12 protein-coding genes are annotated in these 22,632 nt (G+C 32.7%); 2 read left to right on the plus strand and 10 right to left on the minus strand.

The genetic code is table 11. The features are described from left to right. Positions 1-37: 37 nt before the first annotated feature. The 9 genes from JM658_RS07735 to JM658_RS07775 all read right to left on the minus strand — a co-directional run bounded on the left by JM658_RS07735 (position 38) and on the right by JM658_RS07775 (position 20,015). Positions 38-2,812 (minus strand): NPCBM/NEW2 domain-containing protein, encoded by a 2,775-nt coding sequence (locus tag JM658_RS07735; RefSeq protein ID WP_236958679.1) that lies wholly within the window; start codon positions 2,810-2,812, stop codon positions 38-40. Positions 2,813-3,162: 350 nt separating this feature from the next. Continuing rightward, positions 3,163-7,341, minus strand: a complete 4,179-nt coding sequence (locus JM658_RS07740; protein ID WP_236958680.1) for a hybrid sensor histidine kinase/response regulator transcription factor — start codon at positions 7,339-7,341, stop codon at positions 3,163-3,165. Between the two features lie 381 nt (positions 7,342-7,722). Next, on the minus strand, positions 7,723-9,168 hold the full coding sequence (locus JM658_RS07745; protein ID WP_236958681.1) for an alpha-L-fucosidase: 1,446 nt from the start codon (positions 9,166-9,168) through the stop codon (positions 7,723-7,725). A gap of 231 nt (positions 9,169-9,399) precedes the next feature. Continuing rightward, positions 9,400-11,154 carry a right-handed parallel beta-helix repeat-containing protein gene (locus tag JM658_RS07750; RefSeq protein WP_236958682.1) on the minus strand — a complete coding sequence of 585 codons (1,755 nt, stop codon included), beginning with the start codon at positions 11,152-11,154 and terminating at the stop codon, positions 9,400-9,402. Positions 11,155-11,163: 9 nt separating this feature from the next. Then, a complete protein-coding gene (locus tag JM658_RS07755) occupies positions 11,164-12,906 on the minus strand; it encodes an arylsulfatase (RefSeq protein ID WP_236958683.1) in 1,743 nt (580 codons plus the stop codon). An 89-nt stretch (positions 12,907-12,995) separates the two neighbouring features. After that, positions 12,996-15,269 carry a glycoside hydrolase family 3 C-terminal domain-containing protein gene (locus tag JM658_RS07760; RefSeq protein ID WP_236958684.1) on the minus strand — a complete coding sequence of 758 codons (2,274 nt, stop codon included), beginning with the start codon at positions 15,267-15,269 and terminating at the stop codon, positions 12,996-12,998. Between the two features lie 272 nt (positions 15,270-15,541). Beyond that, positions 15,542-17,005 carry a sulfatase gene (locus JM658_RS07765; protein ID WP_236958685.1) on the minus strand — a complete coding sequence of 488 codons (1,464 nt, stop codon included), beginning with the start codon at positions 17,003-17,005 and terminating at the stop codon, positions 15,542-15,544. 6 nt (positions 17,006-17,011) lie between these two features. Next, positions 17,012-18,091 (minus strand): alpha-L-fucosidase, encoded by a 1,080-nt coding sequence (locus tag JM658_RS07770; protein ID WP_236958686.1) that lies wholly within the window; start codon positions 18,089-18,091, stop codon positions 17,012-17,014. A gap of 901 nt (positions 18,092-18,992) precedes the next feature. After that, a complete protein-coding gene (locus JM658_RS07775) occupies positions 18,993-20,015 on the minus strand; it encodes a site-specific integrase (protein ID WP_236958687.1) in 1,023 nt (340 codons plus the stop codon). A 364-nt stretch (positions 20,016-20,379) separates the two neighbouring features. Here JM658_RS07775 and JM658_RS07780 point away from each other — a divergent pair, with 364 nt between their 5' ends. Beyond that, positions 20,380-21,480 carry a formylglycine-generating enzyme family protein gene (locus JM658_RS07780; RefSeq protein ID WP_236958688.1) on the plus strand — a complete coding sequence of 367 codons (1,101 nt, stop codon included), beginning with the start codon at positions 20,380-20,382 and terminating at the stop codon, positions 21,478-21,480. A 1-nt stretch (position 21,481) separates the two neighbouring features. Here JM658_RS07780 and JM658_RS07785 read toward each other — a convergent pair whose 3' ends face one another. Then, positions 21,482-21,958, minus strand: coding sequence for an OsmC family protein (locus JM658_RS07785; RefSeq protein WP_236958689.1), 477 nt, complete (start codon positions 21,956-21,958; stop codon positions 21,482-21,484). A 203-nt stretch (positions 21,959-22,161) separates the two neighbouring features. Here JM658_RS07785 and JM658_RS07790 point away from each other — a divergent pair, with 203 nt between their 5' ends. Further along, a complete protein-coding gene (locus JM658_RS07790; RefSeq protein ID WP_236958690.1) occupies positions 22,162-22,629 on the plus strand; it encodes an RpiB/LacA/LacB family sugar-phosphate isomerase in 468 nt (155 codons plus the stop codon). The last annotated feature ends 3 nt before the right edge of the window (positions 22,630-22,632 follow it).

Genomic DNA, 22,632 nt, shown 5'->3' on the forward strand with positions numbered 1-22,632 from the left:
GTTTATTTTAGTTTTTCTGTATTTCAATAAAAAATTATTATTCTTTTATAATCTTAACATGTAAATCTTTTGTTGATAATATTGTTTTAAACATTAAAAAACCTTCTTTGTATTCAAAGTCTATCTCTTTACCTCCTAATAATACTCTTTTAGGTTTATCTGTAAAAATCTTAAAACTAACGTTTCTTTCCTGAGGTTGCCCTGTATAAATGCTTGTAGGTTTTTTAACACTTACATAAAGCTTATTGCTTGTTTGCTCATAACTAATACCTGTTAAAGAAAAATTTCCTTTTTTGTAACCATAACTTAAACCATCGTCTTCATAAAGGGAAAAGCTATTTTTCTCTTTAGGGTATATATATATATCTAGGTCATTAGTTAAACTTCGGCCTATACTTTCCACCTTGGACATCATAGGTATAATGGCTCCAGACCTTATAAACATAGGCACTTCGCTTAGTCTATATTTCTTCTTTATAGTGGTTCCTCCTTTTATCTTTTCTTTACTGTTCCAATCAATCCAATGATCTCCTTTAGGCAAATACACTTCCCTATAGACTTCATCTTTATGGTCGTTTGTTACAGGTGCTATTAAAATTTCTTTTCCAAATAAATATTCATCATCAATGTTATATGTGGCAATATCGTTTTCATAAACCAAAGGAAGTGGACGCATTAAAGAGAGTACATTTCGTTTTATGTTTCCAGCATACGAATAGATATAAGGTATAAGTTTATAGTGTAATGTATTCATGTCTTTATAAATCTTAAAAACCTCCTCTGGTCGTTCCCAAGGCAGTTCCCCTCCCGCCCATTCATTATGGATAGGTGTTGGCCCTAACTGAACGAGCTGTAAGGCCCTAACATACTTAGGTTGTTTTTTCATATAAAACCCTTGAATTTCTGAAGAATAATTAATACCAAACCAACCAGAGTTGACCATTGCTCGTACGGCTCCTTTTAAATTTCCATAATCGGCATAATTACAAAACGGATACCTCTGTATACCTGTATAGCCTGAAGCTAAATAATTTAATGGGCGTGTATCATAATCTTGGACATAGCGCTCTGTTATATTTTTTAACCAAAGCAACCAATAAGCGTTATGCATTTCTTGCCCAGATGCTCCACTTGCCCATTGATCGTAATACTGAATACGCTGTACATGAGAATCTTCTTTAAACCCCGTGACTCCTAAAGAAAAATGTTCTTCATTAAAAAATTGATATAAGATATCCATAGATTCTTTCGATGCAACATCAGGATAAAGGTTTTGGTTTAAGAAGGGCTTCATTTTTCTATGTAATTCAGCATCTTTAATATTTACATCAGTATGAATCCAGTTACTTACTGGATGTCCTTTTTCACTCATATCATGAACCCATTTTTTTGGATTAGGAAACTGTTTATCCCACCAAGTAAATCCGCCAAAATCTGTTGACCAACCTGGTTCGGTACCTATCCCTTCAAACGGAATTCCTCTTTCTTCAAACTCGTTAACCACAGTATTAAACTTAGTTGCCGACCATGTGTTTGTTCCGTATTCACCTCCCGCTCCGTATCCCCTAAAAGCAAGTCCAAAAGCATATTTTGGTAATAAGGCTGGATAACCTGTGGTTTCAAAATAGGTTTTCATTTGCCCCTGTAAGTTCCCTGTATATAAAAGAAAATCCATATTTCCGTTATTTGAAGATACCTCTAATACTTTTGAGGTCTGTTTTCCAAAATCGAAAGAAGTTTCATAAGGATTTAAAAGGGTAAAACCAAAACCTGCTGTTGAAAAAAAAGTGGGAATGGTTACTTCCACTTCTCCTGTAGTTCGCTTTTGGTTAACATATACTGACCAATTGCGAATGTACTTTTCTCTTAAATTGAAATTTTCATACTGAATACCACAACCAAAATAAGCATCTTCATTACCAGAAACATCCATCTTGAACCTGCTCTTTTTATAATTACCGCCCATAACATTAGCTTCTAAAAGCGGTTGCTCTAAAATTAGCCTGCTGTTGTCTGCACCGTATACTGCTAGCCTAAATGGGCTTTGGTAAATACGCAAACTCATACCTTTTGTTTGTAAAAGGTAATAGCCTTGCTTTTCAACAAATTTATGTTTTAAATTTTCAACTCGTGCTTGGTCAATTAATTCTTCATGAATTGGATTTTTTACTTCATCAGACCTTTTAAGCTCTACGCGCACCGTATTATTTCTATAAGGCGTGATATAAACTCGCATTTCCCCTTTTGAAAACACATAGCATTCATTTTGTTTTGAAAGCAATTTAACTTCATCTAAAGCTTTCCAGTCTATTTTTTCCACGTGCTTTGTTAGAGTAGCGTTTGCCCAATTTACCAAATTGGCATTCTTGTTATCACTTTTAGCAAAGGTGTGCAGCTCCAGCACGGTAATACCAGAAATATCTAGGCTAATAGACTCTGGGTTTTGTTTTCCTTTTAACAAAGGTGATTCGTATACTACTTTTCCATCTAGTTTTATTTGTGCTATTGCAGCACCTTCTCCATTCGTGCTATCGTCAATACCCACTAAAGTTTCAAAAGTTTTATATTTTCTATCCAGTTCGTATTTAATACGGGAGCTAGCATGTGTGCCAATACCTTTTTGATAGTTGATACCCAATAAACTAAGATGACCACCATTGAAATTTTTATCTGCTCTGGATTTATACTTACCTTGTTCAGATGCTTCATTCCATTCGTTTGCAAATGGAATATCCGATAAATATATTTCTTGAGCTTTTAAAGTTAAAGTACTAATTAACACTATTAACAGAGTAAGTGTTTTCTGATTCATAAAGATTTGATTTTACTTTTATTTGTGATAACACTAATCCTTAAGGTTATTAACGGTAAATGCAATATGTTTTATAACTTTACATTTATTACTCTCTGTAACACGAGTACTCCTTAAAGAAATAGTAGTTAAATAATTTGAAGTAAAAGTATTTTTACAACTCAATATCTGCCCAAAAAAATGATGCAATTACTAGTTGTTTTGTTGCATTTTAACTACAAACAAAAACTAGTTTTGTTGTAAATATCAATAACTATTAAAATATATTTATTTTATCGATATTGATCTGATCATATAGTCACCCTGTATTTGTTCAAATAGAACCCGTATTCTTTACAGAGTAAACGTAACTATTTTTTTAAATCTGAAGGTTGTATATTAAAATAAGTTTTGAAACATTTAGTAAAATAGGATGGTGAAGAAAAACCTACTTTATATGTAACTTCACTTATATTATAGTCTCCAGACTCCAATAACTCCTTAGCTTTTTCAAGTCTTATCTTTCTAATAAACTCATTAACTGTAACACCTGTAAGCGCTTTTACTTTTCTGTAAAGTTGACTCCTACTTAAAAATAATTCTGATGCCAACAATTCCACTCCTAAATCTGTTTCACTAATATTCTCATTAATGTATTCTAATATTTTTTTAATGAAAGTACTGTCCTGTGTAGTTGTTTTACTCTTGGAGGGCTCAAGAATGCCTTGGTAATGTTTGTTAAATAAAATTTGTCTACTTTTTAATAATTGATTAAGCGTAGCCTTAAGCACATCCATGTCAAAAGGTTTACTTAAATACGCATCTGCACCAGAGTCAATTCCTTTTATACGATCTGCTACCATTGCTTTTGCTGTTAACATCAGTAAAGGAATATGACTAGTTTTTAGGTCCTTTTTAATTAATTCACACATTTCAACACCATCAATAGAAGGCATAACAACATCTGTTAAAATAATATCTGGAGTTTTGTCTTTAGCTACTTCCAGGCCTTTTTGTCCATCTACCGCTGTTAAAACCCGGTATTTACTTTTTAGTTCATTTTTTAGATATTCCCTTAACTCTGAATTATCCTCTACAATTAGTAGTGTATGTTTTTTATCTTGATTTTCTGAAACTTCTTGACTATCTACATCACTATTATTGACGTCTAGAATAGCGTCATCAATATTAGACACTTGAATATTTGTATCTACCTCTAGAGATGGCGTTATATCCATTTCGTTAAATATTTCATTGTCAGAAAAGTGGTCTTTTCCTAAAGGAAAATATATGGTAAATTTTGAGCCCTGACCTAATACACTTTCTACTTCTATTTTTCCTTGGTGTAACTCTACAAAATTTTTAACAAGTCCCAATCCTATACCAGTACTACCGTAATAATTTTTGTTTAACTGTCCAACCTGATAAAATCGCTTAAAGATTTTCTTGTACTCTTTCTGGTCTATTCCCGGACCTGTATCGCTAACAGATATTTTAACCACTTCTTTAACTTGGCCCTCCCCAAGTAAAGACTTATATCCGTTTTCTTTTACTTTACTTACCTCAACATTAATCATTTCGCTATCAGGGGTTACCTTAAAAGCATTAGAAATTAAATTGAACATAATTTTCTCTAACATACTAGGATCTAACCAAACTTTTAAATCATCTACGTTATTTTCAAGATTTAATGTTATATGGCGTTGTATAGCTTCTACCTCAAAGTATTCAACATTATTGGATACTTGATCAAAAATATTAACTTCCTTAGCCTGGATTTTCATTCTATTAGATTCTATTTTCCTAAAATCCATTAATTCATTAATAAGTCGAGATAGCCTACTGGCATTTTTATATATAATTTGATGCTTTCTTTGTATCTCTATTGGATAGTTGTAATCCATTCCGTTTATAATATCTGTTATTGGATTGCTAATAAGGGTTAAAGGAGTTCTAAATTCATGTGATATATTAGTAAAAAACTGAAGCTTTTTTTGATTTAACCTTTCTTCTTGGAGCCTTTTCTCTCGTTCTAACTGAATATCTTGTTTTTGCTTAATTCTTTTGCGCATAAAATAATCGAACATATATAGCCCTACCAAAAGTAATATAGTATATATCAAATACGCTATGTTAGACAACCAAAATGGAGGCAATACTTTTATTTTTAATTCTAAGGGATGTTTGTTCCATATCCCATCATTGTTTGCCGATTTCACTTTAAACACATAATCACCTGAAGCTAAATTCGTATAGGTTGCACTCCTTGTACTACCAACATAATTCCAGTCTCGATCCACCCCTTCTAAATAATAAGCATATTGATTCTTTTCAGGTCGGGTGTTGTTAATCCCCACATATTCTATAGTAAAAACAGATTGATCGTGAGTTAAAATTATATTTTCTGTTTGCGATATTACCTTGCTTAAAGGAGAATTTTCTTCTTCTGGAGACACTTTTTTATTAAAGATTTTAAAATCTGTAAACACCAAGTTACATTCACTGGAATTTATGGGTATTTCTTTAGGGTTAAAATAATTGACCCCTAAATAACTTCCAAAATATAATATTCCTTTATCATCTTTTATAACAGCATTATTATTAAAATCATTAGATAACAATCCGTCTGAAACTGTATATTTTTTTACCTTATGAGTGTTTAAGTTTAAAGAAATGATTCCTGAATTACCACCAAGCCATATCTGACCATCTTCACATTCTATAACTAAAGAAATATAATTTTCTTTAAAATCTTTTATATGGTTTAGGTGTTCCATTTTGTTTGCTTCAGGATTATAAACAAACAAGCCTCCTCCTCCAGTACCTACCAAAATATTTCCGTTTTTAGTTTCAGTTATAGATAATATTTGGTGTATGCCAGAATAGTTTTGTCGCTGTGTAGACATAAGTTCCTTCATTGAAGCAACTGAAAACACACCTTCTTTACTTACATTTATTTTAAAAAGGCCTGATGTTGTTCCTAGCCAAATATTATTATTGGAATCGACATAAACCAACCTTGCGTCAATCTTGTGCAACCCATATGCTTTAAATACAGGCATATTGCAATGGATATATGTTTTATGCTCAGGGTCGTAGTAGTGTAATCCATTTCGAAAGGTTGCAAACCAAATTAAACCGTTAGTATCCTCTGCAATATTCATTATTTTATTAGATTTGAGGCTTCCTTTAGTGTTTTCTGTATTATAATTAATAAACCTATTACTTCCTTTTTTCAACAGATAAACACCTCCGCTCCAACTACCTAACCATACATTTTCCTTACTATCAATTAAAACAGATTGTATGTCATCACTATTTAAGCCCTTGAAATAACTTTCATTATGTTTATTTACATGATAAAACTCTTTTGTACTAGGAACATAAATATCCAATCCACCATCTTCCATACTAATCCATAACCTCCCAGACTTATCTTTTGCAATGTCGGTAGCAGAGCTTGCTTGAAGCGAGTTAGGATTGTTCGCGATGCTTTCAATAGACTGAAATTTACTATATAGCCTATCATGGACACCAATTCCCTTATTATAATAACCTAGCCATATACGCTCATTGGAATCCAAATACAAAGACCATATTGAATTTGATTTTAAACTATTCTTGTCAAATTTATTGTAGGTATAATGCTTGATTATTTTACCGTTTTTACTCAAATGTATCAACCCATCGTTTTCAGTACCACATAAAATTTCATCGTTGCCCATATTAATTATAGACATCACTCTTTTATCTGATAAATCAAATGTATTGATACTATGGTTTTTTTCTGAAATTTTAATGACCCCCTTAGAATTGGTTCCCAGCCAAATATCGTCATCGCTGTCAATAACTATAGACTCTATTGGTGTTTTTACTTTTATTGTATCTTTTTTATAAACTTGAACAAATTCTTCTAAAGTATCATTTTCACTATTAACATGCTTTAGTCCTAGATTTGTTGCAACATATAATTCTCCTCTAGAGTTTATTGCAAAAGAATTTACTGAAAAACCTCCAGTATCTATATTCTTTTCAGAGGAAATCTTAGATATTTTTAAGGTTTCTTTATTAATTCTTAAAACTCCATGATTCAACACACCGAGAATTATATTTCCCGATTTATCTTGAATTATAGCATGCACAGAAACATTTTGGTTCTTTTCTATTCCAGAGACTCCAGTTAAATCAATACGCTCAAACACGTCAAAATCTCTGTTATATAAATTTAAACCATCATTGGTTCCTACCCATAATCTATTTGCATCATCTATGTATGTTGCATAAACTACATCGCTACTTATTGACGATTGATCCTCCCAATTATATTCATATGAGTTATAATTAATCCCATCAAACCTAATCAGTCCTGCTCCATTAGTCCCGAACCATTTAAATCCATAACGGTCTTCTGTTATTGAATGAACAGGACTTTTGGACATCCCTTCTTTTATATTAACAAAATTAAAATTATTAGTCTGCTCTTGAGAATACATAAAATTTACCCAAACAAGAAGAGCAAAATAAACAATATAAAAATTATTTCGAGGCATTATAGTATTGGTTATAGGAAAGTATAGTTGTGATTTATGAGTGAATAGTTTCAAAAAAACATCCCTCTTTTTTGTTATAATGTAAAATTACATTGAAAAAATAAAAATTCCAAAATAATGGCTATATGGCGTATATATTACAAAATTAGAAAAGTAAAAGAACTTCATGAGGTTCTCCCTGTCAAATGCCGAACCGCTGAGCGTGATTGATATTATTTAGCCACAAAAAAAACGAAGACTTTTGGTTACTCATCTAATATCATTTTTTTATAAGTAACAAAAAAACATAAGTGAACTCTTTGCTCACTTATGTTTTCAAGTGTTTTTTCTCAATAAATACAGTCATACCATATTCATTATTATATCTAGAAACATCAACTTTTATTTAACGCCCTCGATTTTAAACGAATAAGCATGCTTGCAAGGCAAGTTATTATAGTCAAACTTGGGCATATCTATTTCTATACCTGTTTTTGTTTTTTTCCAGTTAAGCTTTTCTTTAATCCCAAGCATTGTAATGTTTGCATTATCCTTAACTTTCACATCTTTAATCAATAATTTTCCATCCGGTAATTTTGGGCTAATACAATACAATACATTTCCCTTTTGTGTAAAAAACACCTCCTTTACAGCAAATCCTTTCTCTGGGTTTACTGTTAACTTCATAATATCGTATGGCACTTTATACCTTCCTCGCTTTGAGTCTCTAATTTCGCCTTCACTCCATTGGCATGATTTGTTGTATGCTGTTGTTTCATAAATGGCTTCACCATTTACATCCATCCAATCTCCAATATCTTTTAATCTTTCCTGCATTATTACTGGAATTCTACCATCTGCTGTCGGCCCAATATCCAGTAAGAAATTACCTCCTCGACTAACAATATCAATTAACATATATACAAATTCTTGAGAAGTATTATAATTACTTAAATTTTCTGTTCTACTGAATCCAAAAGAATGAGCCATTCCTCTATTTTCCTCCCATGGATGAGTAGAATTTGGTAAGCCAGAACCATACTCTGTGGTATAATATCCTCCATGTTTATGACGCGTATCTTCCCCCCATCTATCATTAATAACTACTTCGTCCTTAACCGGAGATTCATTAAACAACCATGTTAACATTTCGGTGGACTTCCATTTGTTATACGGGTGCTCCCATTCTCCATCAGCAAATATAACAGCAGGCTTGTATTTGGTAACCACATCTTTAAATTGGGGTACTAAGTGTTTTTCAGCAAATAAATCGATGTCAGTATTATACAATGGATTAAACCATTCGTATAATGAGTAATATAATCCCATTTTTACATCTGTTTTACGTACAGCCTCCGTTAGCTCTCCAACTAAATCTTTCATAGGTCCCGAATTTGTACTATTCCACGGTCTTCCCCAAGATTCATTGGCTTCTTTGTTAGGCCAAAGAGTATAGCCGTCATGATGTTTAGAAGTAAGCACAACATACTTCGCCCCCGAACCTTCAAGCATAGAGGCCCATTGGTCTGCATCAAATAGCTCGGCCTTAAACTTAGGAACAAAATCTGGGTAAGCAAACGATTCTCCATAATTTTTATCATGAAAAGCCTTTAATTCTTTATGGCTTGTTGTTGTAGAGTCTTTTAAATCTTTCCAATACCACTCGGAATATTCACCTACTTTTGAGAATGCAGGTACCGAATATGGCCCCCAATGTATAAAAATACCGAATTTAGCATCTTTCCACCATTGAGGAAATTCTCTTTTGTCAATATCCTTCCAATCCTTATTTTGGGAAGAAAGCACATTAAAAAAACACAATGCTATTAGAATTAGTTTTGATTTCATAAGTTATAATTAATTTAAATTTATTTTGATGTTTTTTATTCGTTCCTTTAATTAACCATATCGATTAAGTTCAATCCTCGGAAAGTATTACAAAATTACCCTTAAGGTTGTTAAAAGAATAGCACAAATCTTTCATTAACTGTTAAGAATGGTGCACATTATTAAGTTTTTCTTATTAGCAACTATATTGTTTTACGTCTTGTTTACACAGGACTTAACCGCTGCCTCTTATTACAATATACCTAGGGTTACTTGTGGCACTTGTCCTTTGGGGTAAGCCTCTTTTACTTTTTGGTTATATTCAATTCTAAAATCTAAATCAGAAATGTCTTTAAAAAGATAAGATTCCATTATACTTCCTTTTTCTAAACTTAACACGTCATTAACCTCCTTAATTGATTTGAAGTTATATTTTTCTGACAGCCAAGTTGCCCCCCACTTAAAAAAAGGAAATTCTCCAATTGAAGTGGAATACACATTATCTTTAAATTTCAAATTAAGGGTTTCTAATGTAAGCCCTACTGGCTGCCCGTCTTCATCTCTTGTAATGGTCTGTTTTTCACCTGGAATATGCCTTTTATCCTTTGTCGCAAACCAAGCCCAAACCTGTGCATCACGATTGTGTGCTATTATGTTATTACGTATTATATGATCATGGTTCCATACCGCTACATCATGCTCTCGTTTCCAAACATCATACCCTGCCTCGTAGTGCTCAATTAAACCTGTTTTTCTTTTCTGTTCCCTTAAGACAAAACCTTCTTTATTTCCTACTAAAATATTACGTTCAATAAGACACTTTGGAGAACTAGATAAAGAGATACCACCTGCCATACCCCAAGCATTAAACGTAGACCTCAATCCATTTTTCACAATTACGTTATCATGAGCATACAACTCATAAGAAATCTCATAAAAAACTCCTGCATTCTGATTTTCTATAATAAAACTGTTACGTACTTCTCCTTTTTCATTTCCTACATCATACCAAATACCGTTACCACAATTATTTTTCACTATACACTTATCTATAACAAAATCTCTAGTAAATAATATTTTGTTTCCTCCGGCTGCCCAATCTAATTTATATCCTTTCCAGCCATTATTTTCAATCAAACACTCAGTCATAAGGCTATGATGTGCAGCAAAGGCCGTAAAACCAAACTGGCCGTTATTCTTAAAAACACATTTGTTTATTGTAGCATATTTCCCCCTAAAATCTGCTCCTATACTGTTGTTCTTTTCAAAAACACAGTTTTCTACCACTAAATAATCGCCATTTATTTCTAAAGCTCCTTTTAGCGCATGATTTGCAGCTTGTGTAAAAGATATCCCCTTAATATGGATATAATTTCCTGAAACCAACATACCATGCGTGCGCACAGATACCTCAATCTGATATTCTGTTGTTGGCTTTCCTGCTTTTATTAATGACTCGTTAGAAGCATTTTGGAAATAAATTTTGCCATTTATATCATCACAAAAAAAAGTTCCTCTAGTTAATCTATCCTTTTCCAATACTTGATGAAGTGGTATACCCAATATCCACATCTGCTCCCTTTTCCCTATTAGTTTATGGTAATCATTATCTGGATAGTACGAACGCTTATCGGTTTTTAAAAGCGACTCCCATTCAGAGACATAGATATTCTCCCCATTTACTACTTCGTGCAAACTCCAATCTGACAAAACATTGGCGCCAGAAATCTCTACCTCTTCGCCTTCAGCAGCTATAAAACTAATTGGGTTCTCTTTTGTGCCGCTAATATTTACATTTACAAACTCTCGATATATTCCTGTATGTATAATTACATTATCACCAGGCTTCAACCTATCTATGACTTCACTAATGGTTCTAGTTTGCAAATCATTAGATATATTCAGTAGTTTCTTTTTAGATACATGATAATCTTTTGCATGAATGAATCCGCACAGCATTAACATACATACAATGAATGTTTGTGTTCTACTTGTTATTTTTTTCATGTTTATTTTTTAATTTATTTTTTCTATCCCTACATAATAAGCAGAAAATAATTTCTCCTTATCATCTATAAAATCTGTTCTTAACTTGTGAAAACCTTTATTTACCGACAATTCTATAGCAACATAACTTTTATCTTTATTTATATCTACAGTAACTTCTTTTCCATCTACCGAAACTTGAGCTTTTTTTATATCAATACTTTCTCCTTTCACTAATTCTGGAATATTAGTGTTCAAAACCCCCGGATATGCCGGCATCTTACTAAACAAAGCCTTCTGCTCTTCTGGTGGCCATCTATAAAGTTTAAAACGATACCTACCTGTTTCCATAAATTTTGTGGCATACCACCCTGTAATTTTTACAGGAATACGAATATGCCTTTGATGCCATGGTACTTCAGGAAAATTCTCATCAGGATGTAAATCCATAGTATTAATAATGGTTTCAGGTTCTTCTTTGGTTCCTAGATAAATAGCAGGATATCCACTCAAATCAGGTTTAATATCCAACCACCATTTTTCATATTCATCTCTCAGTTCTTTTACTTTTTCAGGGTACTTATTAGCTATATCTATTCTTTGCTCAGGGTCTGTGTTTAAATCATATAACTCTTTCCCATTTATCAACCTCCATTTGTTTTGCATTGTTGCACTTCTCCTCCATTTCTCTGGATACTCAAGGCGTTGAGAATCTGTAATTAAAGTTCGTTTTCGCATAGTATCCGTTCTTCCTCCAATCAGATCCCAAAGGCTTTCACCATCGAACTTAATATGCTTTTCATTTTTAATTGAAAGCATTTCTAATAAAGTAGGAAAAACATCTACATGAGCCGTTAGAGCGTCAATATCTCGGCCAGGCTTTACTCCACCATTTGGCCAACGTATAAAGAAAGGAACTCTATGCCCACCCTCATACATGCTCACCTTACTGCCTCGCATACCTGCATTGTAACCTTTAACAACATAACCATCCCATTCATCTAATACTAAGCCTGCATGATTGGTTGTTCCGTTATCAGACATAAATATTACGATTGTATTATCCTCAATTCCCAACGAGTCTAATGACCTCATCATATTCCCAATATTATAATCTAGATTATCAATCATTCCATAATAAAAAGGGTCTACAATACTATCATTATCTTGGTATTTATCGCTATACTTATTTTCTACATAATGTGGACTGTGAGGAGCATTAGTTGAAACATAACAGAAAAATGGCTCTTTGGTATCTGATTTTTCTTTGATGAATTTAGTGGCACTTTCAAACCAAACATCAGTACAATACCCATTATACTTTTCTGGTTTTCCATTGTGAAAATAAGTATCATTATAATAATTATTATTCCAAAAATCAGGCTGCTGTCCTACACCGCCACCACCATGAACTAAAACTTCATCAAACCCTCTGTCTTGTGGTCTAAAAGGGATATTATCCCCTAAATGCCACTTTCCAAAAATTCCTGTTTTATAGCCTTCTTTTCTGAGTACCTCCGCTATAGTTATTTCATTTTCTCTCAAAAGTGACCTACCTCCTACCGTATGCCACACACCAGTACGGTTAGCGTAATGCCCAGTTAATAACGCTGCACGCGTTGGTGAACATGTAGGACTTACATGAAAATCTGTTAAACGGGTACTCTCTTGATATAACTTATCTATATTAGGTGTTTTTAACCATGGATTACCGTGGCAAGACATATCACCATACCCTTGATCATCGGTGACTATTAAAAGTATATTGGGCATTTGTGTCTTGTTATTGGTTTGGGGTAGCATAGGCATACTGAAAAGCAGCAGAACTACTCCAAAAAATAAACACTTATACGTCATAATAATTACTTTAATTGCTTTACACTAACAGTTTTAGAAACTCTAATATCTTGAGAAGAACTACCTATTAAAATTTCAAAATCACCTTTTTCTATCTCCCACTTTCTCTTGTTTGGATTCCAAAATGAAAAATCATCTTTATCCAACTCAAATTTTAAAGTAACTGTTTCTCCTTTTTTAATATATACTCTTTTAAACTCACGAAGCTTTTGGGTAGGCTGTACAAATTTAGATTTCACATCTTTTATATAGAGTTGTACAACCTCATCTCCAGAAAAGTTTCCTGTATTGGAAACGTTTAACTGAACTTTTAAAACATTATCGTCCTTAAACTTTATTTTAGAATTCAAATTCAAATCAGCATACTCAAATGAAGAGTAGCTCAGCCCATGCCCAAAAGGATAAGCCACCTCGCCTTTAAAATACCAATAAGTTCTTCCTTTAGTAATGTCGTAATCTGTAATATCTGGCAACTGGTTTACATTCTTATAAAAAGTAACCGGAAGTTTTCCTGATGGGTTATAATCACCAAACAATACATCTGCAATAGCTATCCCTCCCAATTGCCCAGGATACCATGCCTCTATAATACTTGGGATGTTTTTAAATGCCCAAGGTTCACTTAAAGGTGTTCCATTTAAAAGTACTAAAACTGTATTTTTATTTACAGCATACACCTTTTTCAACAATTCCATTTGCACTTCTGGTAAATTTAAGGTTGAACGATCCAAGCCTTCTTTAGCCAAATGTAAGTTTGTACCCAAAACGACTACTGCAACTTCTGCGTCTTTAGCTGCTTTTACCGCTCTCTCAAATCCTGTTGGGTAAGCTTCATTTATTCTACATCCTGGCTGATAATTAGTTTTATCATACCCTACTTTTTCCCTTATACCAGAAAACGTGGTAACTTTAAAACTAGGCTCACCAGAATACCCTCCCATTTCAGCAAAATCTGCGTTAGGCCCAATAACAGCAATGCTTTTTAAAGCATTTTTATCAAGCGGTAAGGTGTTATTTTCATTTTTAAGCAATACTATTGATTCTCTTGCTGCTCTTAAGGATAAATCCCTATTTTCTTTGCTATCTAACTTGGTTACAGGAATTTTATAAAAAGGTACCTTCTCATTATTATCAAACTCCCCTAACTGAAATCTCTTTTTAAATATGCGCTCAACTGCTTTATCTATCTGTTTTTCTGTTATATACCCTTTTTTATATGCATTAGGTAAATATTTATCATATAAAAATTGCTCTGTTTCACAAGTTTCACATTCCATGTCGGTACCAGCAATGACCGCTAATGCAACTGCCTTTTCTCTATCTTCTTCATATTTATGTGTATTTATAATATCGCTAATAGCACCACAATCAGAAACTACAAAACCATCAAAACCCCATTCTTTCCTTAACACATCATTCAAAAGCCAACTATTTGCACTCGCTGGAACATTATTAACAGCATTATAAGCACTCATCACAGAACCAACTCCTCCTTCTTGTACCGCAGCCTTAAAAGCTGGGAAATAATATTCTCTTAGCTGCCTTTCGGGCACATTTGATGAACCATCATGTCTATTAATTTCACTGTTATTAGCTACAAAATGCTTTGCAGTCGCTACTGTTTTTAAATATTTTGAACCTTCACCTTGTAATCCGTCTATAAAAGCTACTGCCATTTTAGATTGCAAATATGGATCTTCCGTATAAGACTCCTCTGTTCTCCCCCAACGTGGGTCACGAAGCATATTAATTGTTGGTGACCAATAAGTTAGCTTTTTCCCATAAACATTATGATGTATTCTCGCTTCATCCGAAATGGCTGTAGAAATTTCTTTAACCAATCTTGGGTTCCATGTACTTCCCAACCCTATAATTTGTGGAAAAACCGTAGCGTTACCGGACCTAGCTAAACCATGTAAAGCCTCATTCCAATATCCTCCATCAAGACAAATAGTGGTTTCATTCGTTAAATCTTCTTCAGGATTGTTATTTATATAAGAATCATAATCGTTACCAAACTGATACTCTCCCTCTGCCATAGGCCTGTTATTGCTTGCACCATAAGAAACAACCCCTAATCTTTCTATTCCAGGAGCTAAATGACTCAATTGAGCTATTTTTTCTTCAATAGTCATATGTGAAACCAAATCTTTGGTTCGCTCTTCAAAAGATAAATTTGTGTACTGAAACTTATACTCAAACTCAGACTGAGCCATTACTTTTTTTTGAACCATCATTGAAAGCGCAAAAAGAACAGTGCCCTTAAATATTTTATTCATTATATCAAAAATTAGATTTTTACATTAATTGTGCTCACAAAATTACTCTGCCACCACCGAGTAACAATAACAACCCTGAAGCACTTAATAATACTTTTGATGCAAATCTGGTTTGAGTCGTTGAATTTAATTGGACTTTCCATAATCAAGGACATTGATAAAAAAAACCAAGTTAAACGTTAACCTGGGATTAAAGCAAGACCTCTACGCTTGGTATAGAAACAACCTAGTATTTCAAAAAAACATATTGATTACAATTAAGTTTTTCACTATTAGCCTCTTATATTTATATGCTTATTTAAGGTTGATTTTAAATCTTCAACAATTGTTTTAAACTCTTTTTTATGTGCAAGATTTATATTCTCTTGAGGGTCTGATAAATTGTCATAAAGCATATCGGAAATAAATCTTCCTTCACTATCTAAGTATTGGGTATAGCTAAATTGTTTTGATTTTATAGTTTCGGCGTTATGAAACCTTGCATATACATATTTGTTAATTATATGATTAGGAGAATTTAAAATTTCTGCAAAGCTATTACCATCTAGGTGTTCTGGTTCTTTTACATTGGTTAATTCACATAGTGTTGGGTAAATATCCAACATACTAATTAGAGAAGTGGTTCGTCTACCTTTAGTTTCATTAACTTTTTTTACAATTAACGGAGTAATTAAAGCATTGGTAAAACACGATTGCTTACACCATAAAGCATGCTCTCCCAAATTCCATCCATGATCGCCAGACAATAAAACAATAGTATTATCATAAAGATTGTTTTCTTTTAATGTCCTTATAATTTCACCTATCTGTGCGTCTACATAACTAACCGATGCGTAATAACCATGCCTTAACTTTTTAGCCTGAGAGGCTGGTATTGGTATTGTATCGTTGCTTATATTGGTATAACTGCGCAATTCTCCATAATTATGCTTTGCTTCTACAGGAGCGTCTAAAGGAAAAAAATCATTTTCCGCTAAGTCAATTTCTTCTTCATTATACATATCCCAATATTTTTTAGGAGCATTAAAAGGCAAGTGAGGTCTTATGAAACCTACTCCTAATAAGAAAGGCTTATTAGACTTAGCCAGCAAGTTAATCTTCTCTACGGCTATAGCTGCAGTTTTACCATCATAATATGCGTCATCTGAAACGTTAGCACTTTCCCATGCGGGACCTGCTGCTCCTAATGGTAAATTGGTCTTTTTGGTATACTCATTTTCTTCTGATTGATAATCTCTCCATAATTCCTGTTGCTTTAAGGTATTGGGATAATCTGGTCTACAAGGCATTTCACTCCATCCCTCTAAGGCATCATCGGGATGATGAAAAATCTTCCCAATAGAACAAGTGTAATAGCCATTATTCTTAAAGTGTTCTGGCATCGTTACACTATTGGGAGCATCTTCATCAACACGAGCACCATAATCTACAAATCTTGTATATGTAGGGTGTAGCCCTGTTAATATACTTGCTCTTGATGCTCCACATACAGGTACAGATGCATAGGCATTAGTAAATACCATACTATTGTTTGCTAGGGCGTCTATATTTGGAGATTTAATGTGTGACTTTCCAAAACAATTTAATTCTGGTCTTAAATCATCAATAAAAATGATTAAAACATTTGGTTTCTCAACAGTTGGTATTTGTGCTTGCGTTTTTTGTTCTTTATTGGCAACAATTACTATTGTAAAAACAACAATAAAAATAACACCAATTTTTTTTAGGTATTTCATAATCTATTAAGGTGTATAAACTTTTCCAACTTCTTTTAATCTTTGTACTACATTTTCATCCAGTAAACCGTTTGTATTTGGAGCCACGTTTAGCAATAAGTTACAGTTTCTCTTACCCAGAACTTTTAAATGTCCATTAACAATTTCATCTACAGACATCAACTCTTCTGTCGGGAAACTTTCTTTCCAAAACCACTTACTCTGTATGGTCGGCCCTTGGTGCGAGGCATAAGTATTGTCCTCTGGAGCCCAGGCCCAATCTCCAAGCGGCTCCTCAAAATGAAGAAAGTCATTTATTTCGTAAGCTTCTTTAAGTGTAATATACTCTCTACTGTCGGGATCCATTTGATATCCTTTACCACCTCTATCTCTATTAAAAACACGCTGTACTTGGTAATGGTCCGTTACCATTATTCCTGGCTGCAATGACTTTATATAACCAACAATTTCATCATAGTCAGCTCTATTCCAAACCGTGCCACAATTGCCCCAACCATCAATAGTTAATGTTGGAATCTCACCAAAGTTTGTCAATAATTCTTTTAACTGTTTTTTTATTAAAACTATATCTTGACTAGTAATCGTATCCTCAATACCAAGAGTTCTATCCCAAATAGAAAAGTAGAAGTGTGGTTCTATATCTCTTTTTCTAAATTCATCAACATACTCTTTTATTATATCTCTTCCCTTTAGAGGTGTAGAAGCAACATCATAATCTGTAGTTTCCGTATCCCATAAACAAAATCCATCATGATGCTTTGTTGTTAAAACAGCATATTTCATTTTAGCAGATTTAGCAGCATCTGCCCATTGACCTGCATCTAACTTTTTAGGGTTAAAAGATGCTGGGTCTTTGCCCGAATCCACCCATTCAATCTCATAATAAGTCCCCATATTAAAATGGATGAACATACCAAATTTCAACTTTATAAATTCTTCTCTTAGTTTTTCCAATGAATATTGATAATCTGAAATTTCTACTACCTGAAGAACTCCCTCTTTAGGCCTTTTTGACTCGTTCTTACATGAAAACAGTAATACTATCCCTAAAAAGATTATTAATATATTTCTAAAACAAAAAATCATATATGACTATTTTTATCCATTTTTAATATATATAACCCGTTATCTAATCCTGACACGTTAATTGATTTTAAATTATTGCATTGTTTAAAAAGCGAACTTCCTCCCCTAAAATATTTTATGTCGAATTTTATCTGCATCAAGCGCTTTGTAAAAAAACCAATTCTATAATGCACCATAACCTTGATTGTTTCACCTAGTCGTGCGGAAGTTTGAGTTTGAACAACAACGTTTGCTGTATTTTGAGAAAAAGTAAGTATCAAGTAGATACTCTTAAAAATTGATATTATTCTTGTTTTATAATTATAAAGTTTAATTGGTTTTAGTTAGAGCAAAATATATTATACTGCTAAAAAGGAATGAAAAAAATGAAGCCTATTGTATAAATTTTGTTGCGCACCGCAAACTACCCAAGTAATACAAGTAATACAAGTAATTACAATCCAACCATTTCCTGTCACTTACACTCTTAGGAAGCCATTCCATTTGGGAAAAACAACTTCTAAACAATAATGAGGCTAGGTGTATATTAGCAAAATAAACACAATAAACACTTGATTTTAAAATAATATCAATGATTGAGTTTTGTATAATTTTGTCTTCATAAAATTTAGTTTATTTGGTTAATAATACTCAGAAATTATAATATAGAGATAGTTAAAGAGTCCTGTACCCTTCATTAGACTAAACTGTGCTTGAGAAAGCTTAGGTGTTGTCATTTTAGATATTACAAGAAAAATTCAAAACCTATCATCTTAGTATAACTAAAATCTGTAGAATTAAGTCATGCTAAAGCCAATCATAAGTAAGTTTATTAAGGTTTAGAAACACCATTCAAAAACGTATATTAATTCAAAATTTCAGGATTTGGTTATTTTTAACCTAATCCCGTTTTCTAATCTATCTAAAAATTAATCACCTTTTCTAAGGCCTCAGCTGTATCTTTTTGCATAAAATTAGCCTGATATAAAATGGTAGTTGTTACAGATGAATGTCTGTAAAGCTTTTGAAGCATTTGTATAGGAATTTTATCTCCAGATATATTACCAAAACTATGGCGCGCTATATGCATACTTATTTTCTTATCAATACCAACTATTTCAGCAACTGTTTCCAATCTTCTATTAAAATTTCTTGTTGCTGTTTTAATTCTTGTACGTAATAGTTTATCGTCATTTAAATTTACCCCTTCTAATTCTTTAAATAAATAAATTGAAGTTTCTGTTCTTTCCAATTTTATCATAATTTTTAAAACCTTATCAGGTACAGATAGGGTAACTAACTTAGAATTCTTCCCCATTCTATAATGCAATTTACCATCATAAAAATCACTCCATTTTAATTTAAGCACATCACTAACCCTAATCCCTGCAAAATAAAAACTAAGCAACCATACATTTAAGGCATACTCCTGAGCTTCACTTAATCCTTTTATATTTTCAAGCAATTTAATTTCTTGAATATTCAACCCTACCTTTCTGGATTCAGGAAATTTTATTTGGTGTTTTCCCTTTCCAAACGGATAATTTTGAGCGTTTACTATGGACTTAGAAATAGCTAAATTATAGATTGTTCTTAATGTAATCATATAATTTGCAATTGTTCTAGCCACTATATTCCTTTTTTGTTCTAAATAAAGTTCAAATTCTTTAATTAAATCAATATTTAACTCATCAAAGTTTAGGTTGTCTTTATTTATTAAGCTTTTATTGACTTTTGATAGCTTTGTAATTATAAGTTGATTTATTTCTAAACAATCTGGATGTGATTTCTTAACTCTACAATTTTTAACATCCCATTGATTTAATCTTATTGTCTGACCAATATATATGTACGAGGGTTTCCTATCCTTAATAATCCTTATGGCTATAGGATGAAGATTTTTAGAATTAGATCTCTTAATTAAAAATGGAGTTATTGATGACATAAGTAATTGATATTTAAATAAAAGTACGATACTTAATAATTATCCTTTGCTAAAACATAGCTAAAACATTCTTTGATTTCATTTGCTTTTAATTAATACTAAACAAAATTAAAAGAACCTTAAACAATTGATTTTAAAGGTATTTATATTATTATGATATATACTGCTCAAAATTCATAACCCGGAGGTCTCGGGTTCAATTCCCGATCTCGCTACAACAAAAACCAGAACATCTGTTCTGGTTTTTTTATTTTTTGCAATCATCTTCTCATTAATTTTTCACGCAACATTATCATAAAAATAAACTTCTATTTTTTAAAAAGACTTTTGTAAATTTGAAGCTATTCAACTTAAAAAATATAGAATGAAGTTATTTCGTTTCCTCTCCATTATTTCTATTGGAATTCTTTTAATACAATGCAAAGAAAATAAAAACACCTCCTCTGAAGCTGATAAAGATAACGCAGCTAATACTAAAACTTCAGAAAAACCCTCAGACATAAAAGCCCCAAAAGGAATGGTTTGGATTCCAGGAGGAAGTTACACTCAAGGAGCAAGAGCGAATGATAAATTTGCACTGAAACATGAAAACCCTGCACACCCTGTTTCTGTAAATGGTTTTTTTATGGACGAAACAGAAGTAACTAACAAAGAGTTCGCTAAGTTTATTAAAGAAACAGGATATGTTACTGTTGCTGAAAGACCTATAGAATGGGAAGAAATAAAAAAGCAAGTCCCTCCAGGAACACCTAGACCGCATGATTCTGTATTACGCCCTGGGTCTCTACTTTTTAAGAAAACTAAGAACAGCGTTCCTAATTTATATGACTTTTCTCAATGGTGGGAATGGAAAATTGGAGCCGATTGGAAACATCCAAAAGGACCAGACAGCTCTATTGAAGGTAAAGATGATTACCCAGTAGTACATATTGCATATGAAGACGCAGTGGCTTACTGTGAATGGGCAGGAAGAAGACTTCCTACAGAAGCAGAATGGGAGTTTGCAGCAAATGGAGGCCTCCATGATAAAATGTACACTTGGGGAGACGACGATAGCAAACTAACAAAAAATGCAAATACTTGGACAGGAGAATTTCCTACTGAAAACACAGAAGTAGATGGATTTGAAAATAAAGCTCCTGTAAAATCTTTCCCTCCTAACTCTTATGGTTTATATGAAATAAGTGGAAATGTATGGGAATGGACACAAGATTGGTATAATGTTAATTATTACAGTCAGGTTTTAGATAAAGGCGAAGTAAACAATCCTAAAGGTGCGACCGAGCCTTACAATCCAAACAATCCTTATGCAAGAGAAAAAGTTATAAAAGGAGGTTCTTTTTTATGTAGCGACACCTACTGTGCGAGTTACAGAATATCAGCGAGAATGGCTACTGCAATAGATTCTGGTCAAGAACACTTAGGTTTTAGAACCGTAGCAACTCCAGAGATGCTATCTAAATAAATTATTCTCCTAAAACCGTTATTACAGGTTTATGGAGAATCGAAAAATTACAGGAATTAGCTATAAAACAGTATTCATTAGCTTTATGATGCAGTTTTATAGCTTTTTCTTTCATAGAAAGATCAGCTACCACTATTTTAGGGTTTAATGTAACTAGTGTAAACTTCCCCTTCCCGCCTACTTCCTCCTCCATTATTCCAGTAGCTTCATCTACATAATCTAACACCACAACTCCAGCGGTTGCGCAAAAATGTAAATACCATAACATATGGCAACTCGCTAAAGACGATAAAAATAAATCTTCAGGATTATGTTTCTCCTTATCTCCTCGAAATGCAGGATCTGATGAAGCCATAATTGTTGTTTTATTTTTTACTGAAATGGAATGGCTTCGCTCGTAAGATTTATAATCAGTAGTCCCGTTTCCTTTATTTCCGATCCATTTAATTACAGCTGTATAATTATGTTTTTTCGACATCTAAAATTATATATGATAACCAAAAATACAATTATATTAAATAAGCACCATCAAGTAAAATTGATGTAATCATTATAATAAACCTTTAATATTTGTGTGCATATTACTATTTAATTAAACTATCGTTATATAAGTAAATAAAATTGCCTTAATCATTCAGAAATACTTAATTTTATATTTTCATAGCAGAAAATAAAACTTAGGTGAAAATAGGTATCGCAGCAGATCATGCAGGATTTGAAGTAAAAGAAGAATTAAAAAAACTTCTTACTAAATATAATTACGAATTTGAAGATTTTGGAGCGCATACTTATAATGCTACAGATGATTATTCAGATATAATCATTCCATTAGCCTTAGCTATTTCAGAAGGAAGAATAAAAAAAGGGATTGCTATCTGCGGAAGCGGAGTTGGCGTTTCTATAGCTGCCAACAAGTTTGCGGGTGTTCGCGCAACATTAATTACAGAAAACTATTCTGCCCATCAAGGTGTAGAACATGATGATATGAATTTAATGTGTTTAGGTGGTAGAGTTATTGGTGTTTCTCTAATCTGGGAACTTACCGAAACTTTTATCAAAGCCGAATTCCAAGATGAAGAGCGTTTTAAAAGAAGGCTAAATAAAGTTTTAGCTATTGAAAAAGAAAATTTTAAAAAGAATAAACAATAGAAA

The organism is Joostella atrarenae (assembly GCF_021764745.1).
In the GTDB taxonomy this organism is placed as follows: domain Bacteria; phylum Bacteroidota; class Bacteroidia; order Flavobacteriales; family Flavobacteriaceae; genus Galbibacter; species Galbibacter atrarenae.